The organism is Gordonia alkanivorans (assembly GCF_004011905.1).
Taxonomy (GTDB): domain Bacteria; phylum Actinomycetota; class Actinomycetes; order Mycobacteriales; family Mycobacteriaceae; genus Gordonia; species Gordonia alkanivorans.
Genome location: NZ_CP027114.1, coordinates 4,436,538 through 4,451,469, shown reverse-complemented (window position 1 = coordinate 4,451,469; position 14,932 = coordinate 4,436,538). Strand labels below are relative to the sequence as shown.

The window sequence follows — 14,932 nt, the reverse complement described above, 5'->3', positions numbered from 1 at the left end:
CATAGGCAGCGCCTCATCGTCCGTGAGTGGGAATCGACTTGTCCGCCAGACCCGTTCGTGGTCGGCTCGATAGGACGGGTGACTTCCGCTCACGGACGTCCTCGGTTCCACCCACAATGCACATCCACTGCCCGACATTCTTAGGAGACCTCATGCGCGATGCAGTGATCGTCGACGCCGTCCGCGCCCCGATCGGACGCCGCCGCGGAGCCCTGTCCGGAATCCACCCGGCCGACCTGTCCGCCCACGTCCTCGAGGCTCTCGTCGAGCGGACCGGGGTCGAACCCGCGATCGTCGACGACGTCGTGTGGGGTTGCGTCAGCCAGTCGTCGGAGCAGGCCGGCAACATCGCGCGTACCGCGATCCTCGCGGCCGGATGGCCGGAATCGGTCCCCGGCACCACCGTCACTCGTGCGTGCGGATCGAGTCAGCAGGCCGTCAGCCAGGCCGCCGCCGCGGTCATCTCGGGCCAGCAGGACGTCGTCATCGCCGGTGGCGTGGAGTCGATGAGCCGGGTCGCGATGGGCAGCTCGGCCCCCAACGGCGAGCACCAGCCGGCCACCGTCCTCGACCGCTACGGCATCGACAAGTTCAGCCAGGGCCTGGGCGCGGAGACCATCGCCTCGAAGTGGGGTTTCGACCGCACCCGCCTCGACGAGTACTCCCTGCGCTCACACGAACTCGCGGCCGCCGCCGTCGACCGCGGTGCATTCGACGGTCAGCTCGCCCCGATCCCCGGTGTGCTCGAAGGTGACGAGGGCATCCGCCGCGGCGGCACCCTGGAGTCGCTCGGCAAGCTCAAGCCCGCGTTCGCCGAGGACGGCGTCATCCACGCCGGCAACTCCTCGCAGATCTCCGACGGCTCGGGTGCACTGCTGATCATGTCGTCGGAGACGGCGAAATCGCATGGCCTGACGCCGATCGCCCGAATCCACACCGCGGTCGTCGCCGCCGACGACCCGGTCATCATGCTGACCGGCCCCATCCCGTCGACGGCCAAGGCGCTCAAGCGTTCCGGTCTGTCGATCGACGACATCGGGGCCTTCGAGATCAATGAGGCCTTCGCGCCGGTGCCGCTGGCCTGGCAGGCCGAGACCGGCGCCGACATCGAGCGACTCAACCCGCTCGGCGGCGCGATCGCCGTCGGCCACCCGCTCGGCGGTTCGGGTGCCATCCTGATGACCCGCCTCGTGCACCACATGCGCGACAACGGGATCCGCTACGGCCTCCAGTCGATGTGTGAGGCCGGCGGCATGGCCAACACCACCATCCTCGAACTCCTCTGACCTACACCCCTGATCCGGGTCACCCCACTTCGAAAGGCACAACAGCACAATGGAACTCAAGGGACTCTCGGTCGCGATCACCGGTGGCGCCTCCGGTCTGGGCCTCGCCACCGCCAAGCGCGTCGTCGACGCCGGCGGCCTGGTCACCCTGATCGACCTCCCGTCCTCCGACGGCCAGTCCGTCGCCGACGGTCTGGGTTCGGCGGCGTCCTTCGCCGCCGCCGACATCACCGACGCCGAACAGTTCGCGGCCGCACTCGATGTCGCCGACGAGCGCGGTGGACTGCGTGGACTCGTGCACTGCGCAGGCGCGGGGCGTCGTATGCGCATCCTAGACAAGGAGGGCAAGGCCGGATCGGCGGAGGACTTCGAGTTCGTCATCAAGCTCAACCTCGTCGGCTCGTTCCACGCTCTGTCGCTGGGTGCCGAGCGCATCGCGCGCCTCGAACCCATCGACGGCGAGCGTGGCGCCATCGTCATGACCGCCTCGGTCGCCGCGTTCGAGGGCCAGATCGGCCAGATCAACTACTCGGCCTCGAAGGCCGGCATCGTCGGCATGACCCTCGTGGCCGCCCGCGACCTGGCCAGCAAGCTGATCCGCGTCAACACCATCGCGCCCGGCACCATGGACACCCCGCTGCTGGCCCGCTTGCGTGACGACGTGCGCGAATCCCTCGCGGCGAGCATCCCCAACCCGTCGCGTCTCGGCCGCCCCGAGGAGTTCGGCCAGCTCGCGGCCAACATCCTGGAGAACGCGTACCTCAACGGCGAGACCATCCGACTCGACGGCGCGATCCGCATGGCACCGCGATGAGCGACGGCACGCCGACGACGCTCAACTACCCGGACACGAGCATGGCGGTCGTCCCCGCCAGCATGGCCGCGCTGTACGGCGACCGTGCGGCGGTGGTCGACGGCGAGACGACGCTGACGTACACCGATCTCGACGCGCGGTCGGCGGCGGTGGCGTCGGCGCTCCGGTCGGCGGGTGTCGCCGAACGAGACGTGGTGCTGATCTACCTCACCAACAGCATCGAATTCGTTGTCTCCTACTACGGTTCGTTGCGCGCCGGTGCCACGGTCACCCTCGTCAACCCGTTGCAGCCGGTACCCGGCTTGCATCGTCAGATCGTCGAAACGGGTGCGGTGGCCGGCTTCACGCAGTTCGAACAGTCCGGTCGGCTCCTGTCGGCCGCCGCCGACTCGCCGCTGTCCACCGTGGTGGTCGTCGACGGTTCGGCCGCGGCGGTCGAGGGCCTGGGGGCCGAGGGCGTGCGGGTAACCTCGCTCGACGAGTTCGTCGCCGGGCACGCTGAAGCTCCCGCCGTCACCGTGACCTCCGAGGACGTCGCGCATCTGGCGTTCACCGGTGGGACCACCGGCGTCTCGAAAGGCGTTCGGGTTCTTCATCGCAACGTTCTGGGCAACGCCACCCAGATGATCGGGTGGCGTGCCGGGCACGCGATCGAGGTCGGCGACCACGGTCTGCTGCGATTGACACCGCGTGCGGGCTCCGATCGCGGAGTGGTCCCGGGTGATGCCGCGACCGTCGTCGTGTCACCGCTGTTCCACGCCCACGCGCTGATCAACATGACGTTCCTGTTGCTGTGCGGCGCAACGCATGTGTTCGCCGGACGATTCGAACCCGGGCGGATGCTCGCGCTGATCGAGCAGCACCGGGCGTCGTATGTGACCGGCAGCCCGGCGATGTGGCATGCACTGGCCGTCCACCCCGACGTCGAGTCGCGCGATCTGACCTCGGTGCGGGTGGTCTCCTCGGGCGCCGCCCCGATCGACCTGGTGACGCTCGAGCAGCTCGAGAAGGCGTTTCCCGCGGCGGCGATCGTCGAGGGTTACGGCCTCACCGAGGCGACGTGCCTGGTCTCCTCGGCGCCGCTCACCGCGAAAGGCCAGTACCGGCTCGGCAGCGTCGGACTCCCGACCTTCGACACCGAAGTAGAGATCCGGGCCGCCCACGACCCGACGGTCGTCCTGCCGACCGGGGAGCGGGGACAGCTCTGGGTCCGCGGACCACAGGTCACCGACGGCTACCTCGGTCATCCCGAGAAGACCGCGGAACAGTTCGTCGACGGCTGGCTCGACACCGGCGACATCGCCTTCCGCGACGCCGACGGCTACATCTACATCTGCGACCGCGCCAAGGACATGCTGATCTACAAGGGCTACAACGTGTATCCGCGTGAGCTCGAGGAGATCCTGGTGACCCACCCCGACGTCGCGGCTGCCGCGGTCGTCGGACGCGAGGCCGGACCCGTCGGCCAGGAACCGGTGGCGTTCCTGGTCCCCAAGGGCGGCCACGTCATCGACGAGGACGCGGTCGCCGCGTTCGTCGCCGAACAGGTGTTGCCCTACAAGAAGATCCGCGACGTCGTCGTCGTCGAGGAGCTGCCGACCTCGGCGGCCGGCAAGGTCCAGAAGGTCGCCCTGCGGGAGCGTCTGACGCACGCCTGAGCCACGCCCTCGTCGGTTGAGCCACGAGCCCGCGGGAGGGTTTCCCTCCCGCGGGCTCGCTTCCTTCCCGCGTGTGCCGGCCGATCAGCGGGAAGGAATTGGTCCCGCGCGAACAGCGGCCCATCCTCTCGCGAGGATGGGCCGCTGTTGTCGTTGCGCTCAGCGCTGGGCGTTCTTGGTGCCCTGCTTGTAGAGGTTGCGTCCGATGATGAGGCGCTGGATCTCGCTGGTGCCCTCGTAGAGGCGCAGCAGGCGGACCTCGCGGTAGATGCGCTCGACCGGGACGTCGCGCATGTAGCCGCTGCCGCCGTGGATCTGCACGGCGAGGTCGGCGACCTTGCCCACCATCTCGGTGCAGTACAGCTTCGCGGCCGACGGTGCGACGCGCCGGTCGGTGTTGTCGACCCAGGCGCGGGCGGCGTCGCGCACCAGGGCCCGGCCGGCCATCACGCCGGTCTGCTGGTCGGCCAGCATGGCCTGGACCAGCTGGAACTCCCCGATCGGGCTGCCGCCCTGGGTGGCGGTCGCGGCCCAGGCGATCGACTCGTCGAGCGCACGCTGGGCGGTTCCGACCGACAGGGCGGCGATGTGCACGCGACCGCGGGCGAGGGACATCATCGCGGCCTTGTACCCGACGTCCTCGCTGCCACCGATGAGCGCGGCGTTCGGGACGCGCACGCCGTCGAAGTGGACGTCGGCGGTCCAGGCGCCCTCCTGGCCCATCTTGCGGTCCTTGGTGCCGACGGTGAGTCCGGCGGAGTCGGCCGGGACGAGGAACACCGCGATGCCGGTGCCGTTCTCGTCGGCCGGGCGGGTGCGGGCGAACACGACGAAGAGGTCGGCCAGCGGCGCGTTGGTGATGAAGCGCTTCTCCCCGGTGATGACCCAGTCGTCGCCGTCGCGAACGGCCTTGGTGCGGAGGCCCGCGGGGTCCGAACCGGCGCCCGGTTCGGTCAGTGCGAAGGAGGCGACGACCTCACCGGAGGCGATCCTCTCCAGCCAGGCGGCCTTCTGCTCGTCGGTGCCGAAGTTCACCAGCACCTGGCCGGCGATGCCGTTGTTGGTGCCGAACATCGAGCGCAGTGCGAGCGAGGTGTAGCCGAGTTCCATGGCGAGTTCGGCGTCCTGGGTCAGGTCGAGTCCGAGCCCGCCCCATTCCTGCGGGATCGCGTAACCGAAAAGGCCCATGTCCTTGGCGGTTTGGCGGATATCCTCGGGAATCGCGTCGGTGTCGAGGATCTCCTGTTCGCGTGGCACGACGACCTCACGCACGAATTCTCGAGTCGCCGCCAGGATGTCGGCGAAGTCTTCCGCGCTCACCTGAGAGGTGGCGGTCGGTTGTTGCGTCACTCCGGTCATGGTGCCACTCTTGCGCGTCCACGGTGAGGGGTCCAATACGAAACCGGGATCGCTCCGATAGCCGTTGCGTATGAAACGAACGCGTTCGACGCCGGATTCGCGGGTTAGATTACTGGCATCACCCGGCGCCTCACGCCGCCGCTGGTGTCTGCACCAGAACCCCATCGGAAGGACCGAAGATGTCATCCACCACCGCCCAGCCGCTGCTCGAGGGACGAACCGCCGTCGTGACCGGTGGCGCCCAGGGCATCGGCTTCGAGATCGCCCGGTCCTTTGTGGACGCGGGCGCCAAGGTGGTCCTGGGTGATCTCAACCTCGACGCCGCGCAGGCCGCCGCCGACAAGCTCGGTGGCCGCGACGTCGCCCGCGCCGTGAAGTGCAACGTGGTCGACGGCGACGAGGTCGACGCGCTGCTCGCCGAGGCCGTCGACGGTTTCGGTTCGCTGGATGTGCTGGTGAACAACGCCGGCATCACCCGCGACGCCACCATGCGCACCATGACCGAAGAGGACTTCGACCTCGTCATCTCGGTCCACCTCAAGGGCACCTGGAACGGCACCCGCAAGGCCGCCGCGATCATGCGCGAGCAGAAGTCCGGCGCGATCGTCAACATCTCCTCGCTGTCGGGCAAGGTCGGCATGGTCGGCCAGACCAACTACTCCGCCGCCAAGGCCGGCATCGTCGGCATGACCAAGGCTGCCGCCAAGGAGATGGCGCACCACGGCGTGCGGGTCAACGCGATCCAGCCCGGCCTGATCCGTTCGGCGATGACCGAGGCGATGCCGCAGAAGGCCTGGGACCAGAAGATGTCGGAGATCCCCATGCACCGCGCCGGCGAGGTCGGCGAGGTTGCCAGCGTCGCGCTGTTCCTCGCCTCGGACATGTCCTCGTACATGACCGGCACCGTGCTCGAGGTGACCGGCGGTCGCTTCATGTGAGACCTGTTCTCACGCACATACTTCCACTCTGATCTGCGAAAGGTCTCACCCATGCGCGACGTCGTCATCTGCGAACCGGTCCGTACCCCCATCGGCCGCTACGGCGGGATGTTCAAGAGCCTCACGGCAGTCGACCTGGGCGTCACCGCGCTCAAGGGTCTGATCGAGCGTACGGGTATCGACCCGGAGAAGGTGGAGGACGTGATCCTCGGGCACTGCAACGGCAACAGTGAGGCGCCGGCCCTCGGTCGCGTCATCGCACTCGACGCCGGGCTGCCGATCACGGTGGGCGGCATGCACATCGACCGTCGCTGCGGCTCGGGTCTGCAGGCCGTCATCCAGGCGGCCTACCAGGTGTCCGCCGGCGACAACGATCTCGTCGTCGCCGGTGGCGCAGAGTCGATGAGCAACGCCTCGTTCTACTCCGTCGACATGCGATGGGGTGGTGCGCGCACCGGAATCGCCATGCACGACAGCCTCGTCCGCGCCCGCTCGACCGCCGGCGGCAGGCACTACCCGGTGCCCGGCGGCATGATCGAGACCGCCGAGAACCTCCGCAAGGAGTACGAGATCTCGCGCGAAGAGCAGGACGAGCTCGCCGTCGAATCCCACACGCGGGCAGTCCGTGCCCAGAAGGACGGCGTGCTCGCCGAGGAGATCATCCCGGTCACCGTTCCCGGACGTAACGGTGAGACGATCATCGACACCGACGAACATCCCCGCCCGGACGTCTCGCTGGAGTCGCTGGCCAAACTCAAGCCGATCATGGGCAAGGCCGATCCCGAGGCCACCGTCACCGCGGGCAACGCCAGCGGCCAGAACGACGCCGCGTCGATGGCCATCGTCACCACCACCGAGGTCGCCGAGAAGCTGGGCCTGCGCCCGCTCGTCAAGCTCGTCTCGTGGGGTCTCGCCGGCGTCCCGCCGCGCACCATGGGCATCGGCCCCGTGCCGGCCACCGAGAAGGCACTCGCCAAGGCCGGTCTGACCCTGGCCGACATCGACCTCATCGAACTCAACGAGGCCTTCGCCGCCCAGGCGCTCGCCGTCACTCGCGAATGGGGCTTCGGCCGTTTCGGCTCCGGAGGCGACTTCGACCGCACCAACGTCCACGGCTCGGGCATCTCGCTCGGCCATCCGGTCGGCGCGACCGGCGGCCGCATGCTGGCCTCGCTGGCCCGCGAACTGCAGCGCCGCGAGGGTCGCTACGGCCTCGAGACGATGTGCATCGGCGGCGGCCAGGGTCTCGCCGCGGTCTTCGAGCGGGTTGCTTGACGGACCTCGATACGCGGCGCCCTCGCTTCGCTCGGTCGACGCTACTCGGCCGACGGGGGTGGGGCGTCACGTTGCTCTGCTGGGGCGACGCTACTCGGCCGGCGGGGTGGGGGGCGCCGTTACGTTCTCATCCACCTGCGCGCGAATGAGTTCCACGAAAGCCTGACCCACCGGCGACAGGGACGCGGGATCGAAGGCGATCGCGAACGGCCGCACGAAGCGGGGTTCGGTCTCGCGGATGACGGCGCGGTCCGCAGCAGACTCGGCCATCGAACGTTCCAGCAGGCTGCCGCCGATCCCGGCCAGCACCATGGGAAGCCGTTCCTCGCGATGTTCGGAGAGCACGGCGACCGGTGGCCGGGCGCCTCCGACCCGCATGGCCTCCTCGAGCTCGTCGGCCACCGACTGGCCGCGCGGTACGAACACCATCGGGAGTGACGGGAGATTCCCCAGCGGGATCGGTCCGTCCGGGACCTCGGATCCCTCGGGATAGACGAGTACGTACTCCTGCTCGCCGAGTTCGATGACCTCGAGCGCGTCGCCGGCGATCGGCAGGTGGGCGACGGCGAACTCGCAGTGCCCGTCCTCGATGGTGGACGCGGCCCGCGTCTCGTCACGCAGGTCGCCGAGCCGCACCGACACTCGCGGATAGGTGGCACGGAAGCGGGCGACGAGGTCGACGACCGGGCCGACGGCCGTGGCCGGGGACGCGAGCAGATCGAGGTGTCCGGTGAGTTCGTCCTCCTCGGCGGCGAGGAGATCGCCGACGGCGTCGACGTCGCGGATGATCTGGCGGGCCGGGCCGACCATCGTGCGGCCCGCCGCCGACAACACCATGCCGCGACCGATGCGGTGGAACAGCTGGACGCCGAGTTCGCGTTCGAGTGCCCGCAACGCCTGTGAGACCGTCGGTTGCGCGACACCCAGCGCGGAGGCGGCGCCGCCGATGCCCTTGTTCTCGACGACCGCGAGGAAGTATTCGACCTGGCGTAATTCCATGGTGGCCTACCAGTCCGGGAGTTCGGTCGGCTCCTGGCTCAGGCCGGAGTGGGCCCGGGCCGCGGAGATGAACGCGAGCGCCGCAGGCGAGGGGAGACCCGAACGCAGCACGAGTCCCCAGGGTCGCGTCAACGGCGGATCGAGTAGGAGCTGCCGGGTACCGGCGAGCTGTGTGTCGCCCACGGTACGCGGGACAACCGTTGCGGCCGTACCGCGTTCGACGAGATTCCAGACCGCCGCGGGCAACGGGCAATCGACGACCACATTGCCGGCGGCGTCGTCGAGGAGATCGGCGAGCAAGGCCGCGGTGTGCTGATCGCTGTGATCGATCACCAATGGGACCGACCGGATGGCGCTGCGCGGCACGGTGTCCGGGAGTCCCGCGACCAGGGCGTCGGGGGACGCCACCACGAGCTCCTGCTCCGTCATCGGGATGGCCGAGAACGTCGCGTGTTCGGCGGAGGAGTCGATGACCCCGATCTCCGCGTCGCCGGACCGCAACGCGGAGAGGACACCGGCCGGACCGTCGGCCGCGAGGACGCGGACCGCGAGCCGGGGAAAGCGCTCCCGGAAGAGTCGGACGACGTTCACGAGCGGATCGATGCTGAACGCCGCGTACGTCACCACGTCGACGCGCCCGGACCGGAGCTCCCGGACCGCGTCGACCTTCCGTTTGGCGCGCTCGACGTCGGCGAGGATGCGCCGCGCCGCGTCGTCGAGCTTGCGGCCGGCCTCGGTCAGTTCGAGGCGGCGTCCGGTCCGGTCGAACAACGTGACTCCGAGACGCTTCTCGAGCGTCCGGATGGCCTGCGACAGGGAGGGTTGCGAGATGTAGAGCGACTGGGCGGCCTTCGTGATCCCTCCGTGGTCGACGACTGCGACGAAGTAGGTCACGAGGTGCAGGTCCACCTCAGCCACTCTAGTTACCGACCTTTTCGCGGATCAGCGGCCCTTCCACTGTCTGGATCAGCGGCCCTTCCACTGGGGTGCGCGCTTCTCGGCGAATGCCTTGGCACCCTCCTGGGCGTCCTCGGAGGAGAAGACCGGGGTCAGGTACTCCCACTGCTTCTTGATCAGGTCCTTGTCGGTGTAGTTGATCGCCATCGAGGTGACCTGCTTGGTGGCCTTGACGGCGAGCGGTCCGTTGGCGGCGATCTTCGCGGCGAGCTCACGAGCACCGGCGAGGGCCTCGCCGGGCGCGGTGACCTTGTTGACCAGGCCGAACTGGTGGGCGCGCGCGGCGGACAGCGGGTCTCCGGTCAGGGCCAGTTCCATCGCGACCTGGTAGGGGAGGATCTTCGGCAGACGCAGTAGACCGCCTGCGGCCGCGGCGAGACCACGCTTGACCTCGGGGATGCCGAACTTGGAGTTCTCGGCGGCGACGACGAGGTCGGCGGACAGTGCGAGCTCGCAGCCACCGGCCAGGGCCCAGCCCTCGACCGCCGCGATCAGCGGCTTACTGGGCGGGGCCTCGGTGAGACCGCCGAAACCGCGGTCCTTCAGCGAGACCTGCTCGCCGCGCGAGAACGCCTTGAGGTCCATTCCCGCGCAGAACGTGCCGCCGGCGCCGGTGAGGATGCCGATGGTGAGGTCGTCGCGCGACTCGAGCTCGTCGATGGCGGCCGCGATTCCCTCGGACACCTCGAGGTTGACGGCGTTCTTCGCCTCGGGCCGGTTGATCGTGATGACGGCGACTCCGTCGGCGAACTCGGTGAGCACGGCGCTCATGGGGGATCCTCCTCTGATCGGTGGGGAACGCCGGTGGGACGTCCACCGGCGGGGACACGGGTCGCGGTCAGTTCGGTAGCGACAGGCTCGACGCGGTGCGGTGTTCGGACACCGGCGAGAGCGACCACCGGACCGGCTCGACGGTGACGTCGGCGAGATCGGCCAGGGTGGGGGCGGGTGTCGAGGCGAGTATTCCGCGCTCGCTCAAGACCAGCAGGTGAGCGTCGGTCTCGCGCAGCGCGAGCCGCTTCATCGTGAGGTTGAGGTCGCTGAACGGCCGGGACCAGCTCACGGCCTGGGTGATCTCCCACGCCGTGGACTCGGGCCGGGCCGCGACCGCCTCGGTGATCTCGGTGAGACGATCCTCGTGATGCGACAGGAGTCCGGTCACCCGGGCGCCCAGACCGCGGAAGCGGTATTCATGCGATGGCAGGGCCTCGTGGTCCCGCATCTTCTCGGTGTTGGCCAGCGACACCAGATAGTCCGCGAGTGGGCTCTCCGTCTGCATCGGACTCGTGGAGACATTGGGGCTGATGCGCGGCAGCAGGTGATCGCCGGTGAAGATGATCCCCGCGTCGTCGTCGGCGAAACACAGATGGCCAGGTGTGTGACCGGGCGTCCAGATGGCGCGCAGATTCCAGCCGGGGATGTCGAGCGGGGCGTCGGCGGTCAGCTCCCGGTCGACGGTCCGGCCGTCGGGCAGCCGCACGAAGTCGACGAGCCCGAGCCCGGCGACGTCGGCCGGTGCACCCAGCACCCGCAACTCCCACCGGGCGTCGTCGAGCTGACTCTCCACCTCGTCGTCGGAGTGATAGCGGAGGTGACACGCGTCGGCGCGGTGCATCAACAGTTCCACGTCGGTCTGTTCGAGCAGGCGCGGGACCAAGCCGAAGTGGTCGGGATGGAAGTGGGTGATGGCCGCCGATCGCACGTCGGTGACGTCGTGACCGGTGCTGCGGATGCCGTCGACAAGGGCTCGCCAGGACTCGTCCGACGGCCACCCGACGTCGATGAGCGCCAGGCCGCCGTCGGGCAGCGCGAGGGCGTAGACCAGGACGTAGCGCAACGGGTTGGGGCCCATCGGCACCGGGATCGACCACAGACCCGGGCGCACCTCCTCGACAGGGGGGAGCACCTTGTCGGCCCAAGCCTGCTGCTGACGCCGACCGGTCACCTCGATCGTGGCCATCCTTGACCTCCTGAGCCGTCATCGTTCCCGGCGCATCGGACGAAGAGTTGCGACGCGCAACAGTCATCCGATCATGCGAGCCCCGTCATGCTCAAAGTGGGGGCGGCTCAGGCGCCCTGAGGAACTGCCTATGTGTCGGGGGCCAGCTCTGGTGACGACCCGCCCACCTCGACGCGACGGTCGATCCCGATCCGATCCAGGAATCCCGCGTCGTGGGAGACGACGAGCAGCGCGCCACTCCAAAGCTCCAGCGCGGCGACCAGTTGGCTGACCGTGTCGAGATCCAGGTTGTTGGTCGGCTCGTCGAGGATCAGCAGCTTCGGGGTGGGATCGCCGAGTAGTGCGTCTGCGAGACCCACACGCAGACGCTCGCCGCCGGAGAGCTCCTCGAGCGCGCGGTCGGCACGTGCACCCCGGAACAGGAACCGGGCCAGATGTGAACGCACCTCCTGCGTGCTGATGTCCGGATGATGTGCCGACACCAGGCCGGCGATCGACATCGACGGGTTGTCGAAGACGATCTGTTGCGGCACATACGCATACGGCACCACGATCGCCTCGCGCGCGACGAGGTCGGCGATGAGTGTCGACTTCCCGGAACCGTTGGGCCCCACCAGCGCGATCCGTTCCGGGCCGTTGATGCGCAGCCGGTCGTCGGTGACGACCTGGGTCCGCGAGGCCAGGTCGGCCTCCGGCACCACGATCCGGGCGGTGCGATCTTTCCGAACCTCCTCGCGCGCCCCGTCGAGGCGGGAGGCGGCCGCAGCCACGTCGTCCTGATGGGCGTTGCGCAGCTTCCCCGCCGACACCTGCGCCTCACCGCGACGCAAGTGCGCGATGATCTTCGGCACCCGCTTCTCCCGTTCAGCGGTCGACGCGGTGCGGGCGCGCCGGTCGAGTTTGATCTGGGCGTCGACCAGCTCCCGACGCTGCTTGCGGAGATCGCCGGCCGCAGTTGCCACCGCGGCCTCGGCCGCCTCCTGCTCGGCGTCCACGATCTCGCGGTAATGCGAGTAGGGGCCGCCGAACACCCGGACCCGGCCCCGGTACAACTCGAGCGTCGCGTCGACGCGTTCGAGAAGTTCGAGATCGTGACTCACGACGATCACCGTGCCGGCGAAGGCGCCGATGGCGTCGAAAAGCCTTGCCCGTGAGCTGGTGTCGAGGTTGTTCGTCGGCTCGTCGAGCAGCAGGACCGAGGGTCGGCGCATGAGTGCGGCGACGATCGACAGCAGCGTCGCCTCGCCGCCGGACATGGCGCCGACCCGACGGTCGAGGTCGGTGGGGAGACCCATCTGGGCGAGGAGTCCGATCGCCCGCTCCTCGACATCCCAGTCGTCACCGACGGCATCGAAGTCGTCGGCGTCGACCGAGCCGCCCTCGATGAGACCGATCGCACTGCGGATGCCGTCGATGCCGAGAGCTGCCGACACCGTCGACTCCGGATCCGACTGCGGGTCCTGCGGAACGATCCCCACCTCCGGCGCGGACGTGGCCCCGGAGATGCTGACACTGCCCGACGCCGGGCGGAGACGCTGCGAGATCAGGCCGAGCAACGTCGACTTACCTGCGCCGTTGGCGCCGATCAGCGAATAGGTGGACGCTCCCAGCGCGAGATTGAGGCGATCGAAGACCGCGGTGCCGTCGGGCCAGACGAATGAGACATCGGACAGCACCACCGACGGCTGGGAAGAAAGGGGCAGGGGAGTAGACACGAGATCTCCTGAAGTGGTTCGGGTTCACCGACGGGTGTCGCAACGACATCGCGCGCCGGCCGGGGCCACTTCAGTTCTTCATCGTGCGGGATCACTCCTCGGGTCGGCTGCGTGTGCGGGGTCCACGGTAGTGGACGCGTCCGGGTCTGCCAACGGGTTTTCTCCGGCTTGTCTTCCCTCACCGCTACGGTTGGGGGCATGTCCTTCATTCGCACCTCGGTGTCCAACGGTGTCGGCGAGATCGTCCTCGACCGGCCGAAAGCCCTGAACGCGCTGGACCAGTCCATGATCGACGACATGTACGCCGCGCTCGGCGACTGGGGTGACGACGACTCGATCGAGACCGTCCTCGTCACCTCCGCGAGCGACCGCGCCTTCTGCGCGGGCGGCGACATCCGGGCGATCCGCGAGCATTCGCTCGACGGCGACACCGCGGCCATCACCCGTTACTTCAGCAGTGAGTACCGGCTGGATCAGATGGTCGCCGACTATCCCAAGCCGTACGTGAGCCTCATCGACGGCGCGGCCATGGGCGGCGGACTCGGCATCAGCGTGCACGGCGAGATCCGCGTGGTCACCGAGAAGGCGATGATCGCGATGCCCGAGACCGCGATCGGCTTCTTCCCCGACATCGGTTCCACCTACTTCCTGCCGCGGCTGCCCGAGGGCGTCGGCATGTGGCTCGGTCTCACCGGTGCGCGCATCCGTGGCATCGACGCGGTGGCCGTCGGCCTGGCAACGCATTTCGTGGCATCGGCCGATATCGCCGGCGTCGCCGAGTCGATCCGTTCCGGAGATCCGCTGGCCGATGCGCTGGCGACTTCGGGGACCACGGAAACCAGCGACGTCCCCCTCCGCAAGGTCGGGGAGTACTTCGCCGACGACAACATCAACGCCATCGTCGGCGGTCTGCGCGGAGCGATCGGCGACGAGTGGGCCGAGGAGATGATCGGCCTGCTCGAGAAGGCCTCACCCACTAGCCTCTGGGTGACGGCCGCGATGATCAACGCCGGCGCGCAGTCCGGGATCGACGAGTGCTTCGACCGCGAACTGCATGCGGCAGAACAGATCACCGCCACCCACGACTTCCGTGAAGGAGTGCGGGCGGTGCTGGTCGACAAGGACCGCAACCCGGTCTTCGACCCCGCCGCGATCGACGACGTCGATCCGGCGGTCGTCGCGCGGATCGTGGGTGCGTGAGCGCGTGCGACGAGCCGTGTCGAAACCTACGGCGTGAGCTGGAACCGCCCGGACAGTACGACGGTCGGCGGGGTGCCGGTGTCGGGCCGCGGGCTCGTCGACGACTCGTCGGCGTCGTAGGCCACGTCGTCGTCGGGGGCGAACGGGTTGGCGTCGACGCGGGAGGCCTCCGAGCAGGTGAACGACCCGGCCGCGAGCTTGCCCGACATCCCGCTGATGCTGAGCTGGCACGCCGAGGACTGGTGGTAGACACCGTCGACGGAGACGCCGATCTGCGCGTTGATCGGCTTGGTCAGCGGACCCGCGGTGGGGCGCGGTCCGCCGCCCACGGGTGGCACCGTGCCGCCGGTCAATTCGCTGATGGGAAACTCGATCTGGGCGCCGTCGGTCCCGATTCCCTTGAACACTAACAACAATGAGTCCGGCGGGACGTCGGGTCGTTCCGGGCCCCAGCGGTTGAACTCGTAGCAGCTCGTCGCCTTGTCGGCGCTCGCGCCGCTTCCGGCGGCCGGGAGTCCGGACGTCGTGGCCGCCGGCTCGGTGATCGCGATCCGGATGTCGCCGGAACGGAATCGGAGGTCGTGCCCGCCGCGGTCGACCTTGCCCTGCGGCGGCTTCTCCGCGCATTTCGCGGGATCGATCGGGCGCGCGGTCGGGGTGGGGGCTGTGCTTGTCGACGTCGGTGCCGGTGCCGGATTTCCGGCGCAACCCGACATCAGGAGCGCAGCCGCGGACACCGCGGCAAGCGCGCCGACACCGGAGGTGCGCACG

13 protein-coding genes are annotated in these 14,932 nt (G+C 68.9%); 6 read left to right on the top strand and 7 right to left on the bottom strand.

Annotated elements, in window-relative coordinates:
• The first annotated feature begins 152 nt into the window (after window positions 1-152).
• Genes C5O27_RS20230 through C5O27_RS20220 form a run of 3 tightly spaced genes read left to right on the top strand, consistent with a single transcriptional unit; the run spans window position 153 to window position 3,758 of the window.
• Entirely contained in the window at window positions 153-1,286 is a 1,134-nt protein-coding gene (locus C5O27_RS20230) for a thiolase family protein (protein ID WP_006357876.1), read from the top strand.
• Window positions 1,287-1,335: 49 nt separating this feature from the next.
• A complete protein-coding gene (locus C5O27_RS20225; RefSeq protein WP_006357877.1) occupies window positions 1,336-2,100 on the top strand; it encodes an SDR family NAD(P)-dependent oxidoreductase in 765 nt (254 codons plus the stop codon).
• Window positions 2,097-3,758: a class I adenylate-forming enzyme family protein gene (locus C5O27_RS20220; protein ID WP_035750370.1), complete on the top strand. Its 1,662-nt coding sequence runs from the start codon at window positions 2,097-2,099 to the stop codon at window positions 3,756-3,758. Before C5O27_RS20225 ends, C5O27_RS20220 begins: the two co-directional genes overlap by 4 nt.
• 159 nt (window positions 3,759-3,917) lie before the next feature.
• Here C5O27_RS20220 and C5O27_RS20215 read toward each other — a convergent pair whose 3' ends face one another.
• Window positions 3,918-5,117 (bottom strand): acyl-CoA dehydrogenase family protein, encoded by a 1,200-nt coding sequence (locus C5O27_RS20215; protein ID WP_127963500.1) that lies wholly within the window; start codon window positions 5,115-5,117, stop codon window positions 3,918-3,920.
• A 179-nt stretch (window positions 5,118-5,296) separates the two neighbouring features.
• Here C5O27_RS20215 and fabG point away from each other — a divergent pair, with 179 nt between their 5' ends.
• Complete coding sequence (gene fabG / locus C5O27_RS20210; protein WP_035750374.1) at window positions 5,297-6,055, top strand: 3-oxoacyl-ACP reductase FabG; 759 nt, start codon at window positions 5,297-5,299, stop codon at window positions 6,053-6,055.
• Between the two features lie 51 nt (window positions 6,056-6,106).
• A complete protein-coding gene (locus C5O27_RS20205) occupies window positions 6,107-7,330 on the top strand; it encodes an acetyl-CoA C-acetyltransferase (protein ID WP_035750375.1) in 1,224 nt (407 codons plus the stop codon).
• Between the two features lie 90 nt (window positions 7,331-7,420).
• Here the strand turns inward: C5O27_RS20205 and C5O27_RS20200 are convergent, their stop codons facing one another.
• The 5 genes from C5O27_RS20200 to C5O27_RS20180 all read right to left on the bottom strand — a co-directional run bounded on the left by C5O27_RS20200 (window position 7,421) and on the right by C5O27_RS20180 (window position 12,961).
• Window positions 7,421-8,329, bottom strand: coding sequence for a LysR family transcriptional regulator (locus C5O27_RS20200; RefSeq protein ID WP_035750377.1), 909 nt, complete (start codon window positions 8,327-8,329; stop codon window positions 7,421-7,423).
• Window positions 8,330-8,335: 6 nt separating this feature from the next.
• Entirely contained in the window at window positions 8,336-9,238 is a 903-nt protein-coding gene (locus C5O27_RS20195; RefSeq protein ID WP_035750379.1) for a LysR family transcriptional regulator, read from the bottom strand.
• Window positions 9,239-9,295: 57 nt separating this feature from the next.
• On the bottom strand, window positions 9,296-10,057 hold the full coding sequence (locus C5O27_RS20190) for a crotonase/enoyl-CoA hydratase family protein (RefSeq protein ID WP_035750381.1): 762 nt from the start codon (window positions 10,055-10,057) through the stop codon (window positions 9,296-9,298).
• Between the two features lie 67 nt (window positions 10,058-10,124).
• Window positions 10,125-11,246 (bottom strand): MBL fold metallo-hydrolase, encoded by a 1,122-nt coding sequence (locus C5O27_RS20185; protein ID WP_006357885.1) that lies wholly within the window; start codon window positions 11,244-11,246, stop codon window positions 10,125-10,127.
• Window positions 11,247-11,374: 128 nt separating this feature from the next.
• Window positions 11,375-12,961 (bottom strand): ATP-binding cassette domain-containing protein, encoded by a 1,587-nt coding sequence (locus tag C5O27_RS20180; protein WP_040004031.1) that lies wholly within the window; start codon window positions 12,959-12,961, stop codon window positions 11,375-11,377.
• A gap of 198 nt (window positions 12,962-13,159) precedes the next feature.
• On the opposite strand from C5O27_RS20180, the gene C5O27_RS20175 reads away from it, so the two are divergent.
• The gene (locus C5O27_RS20175; RefSeq protein ID WP_035750385.1) at window positions 13,160-14,161 is read left to right on the top strand and encodes an enoyl-CoA hydratase/isomerase family protein; all 1,002 of its coding nucleotides are present in this window, start codon (window positions 13,160-13,162) and stop codon (window positions 14,159-14,161) included.
• A gap of 26 nt (window positions 14,162-14,187) precedes the next feature.
• Here the strand turns inward: C5O27_RS20175 and C5O27_RS20170 are convergent, their stop codons facing one another.
• Window positions 14,188-14,931 carry a hypothetical protein gene (locus C5O27_RS20170; RefSeq protein WP_006357888.1) on the bottom strand — a complete coding sequence of 248 codons (744 nt, stop codon included), beginning with the start codon at window positions 14,929-14,931 and terminating at the stop codon, window positions 14,188-14,190.
• Window position 14,932: the final 1 nt, after the last annotated feature.

Excerpts from the sequence above, each read along its gene's own strand:
- C5O27_RS20230 (WP_006357876.1), top strand. The coding sequence starts at position 153 with ATGCGCGATGCAGTGATCGTCGACGCCGTCCGCGCCCCGATCGGACGC.
- C5O27_RS20225 (WP_006357877.1), top strand. The coding sequence starts at position 1,336 with ATGGAACTCAAGGGACTCTCGGTCGCGATCACCGGTGGCGCCTCCGGT.
- C5O27_RS20220 (WP_035750370.1), top strand. The coding sequence starts at position 2,097 with ATGAGCGACGGCACGCCGACGACGCTCAACTACCCGGACACGAGCATG.
- C5O27_RS20215 (WP_127963500.1), bottom strand. The coding sequence starts at position 5,117 with ATGACCGGAGTGACGCAACAACCGACCGCCACCTCTCAGGTGAGCGCG.
- fabG (WP_035750374.1), top strand. The coding sequence starts at position 5,297 with ATGTCATCCACCACCGCCCAGCCGCTGCTCGAGGGACGAACCGCCGTC.
- C5O27_RS20205 (WP_035750375.1), top strand. The coding sequence starts at position 6,107 with ATGCGCGACGTCGTCATCTGCGAACCGGTCCGTACCCCCATCGGCCGC.
- C5O27_RS20200 (WP_035750377.1), bottom strand. The coding sequence starts at position 8,329 with ATGGAATTACGCCAGGTCGAATACTTCCTCGCGGTCGTCGAGAACAAG.
- C5O27_RS20190 (WP_035750381.1), bottom strand. The coding sequence starts at position 10,057 with ATGAGCGCCGTGCTCACCGAGTTCGCCGACGGAGTCGCCGTCATCACG.
- C5O27_RS20185 (WP_006357885.1), bottom strand. The coding sequence starts at position 11,246 with ATGGCCACGATCGAGGTGACCGGTCGGCGTCAGCAGCAGGCTTGGGCC.
- C5O27_RS20175 (WP_035750385.1), top strand. The coding sequence starts at position 13,160 with ATGTCCTTCATTCGCACCTCGGTGTCCAACGGTGTCGGCGAGATCGTC.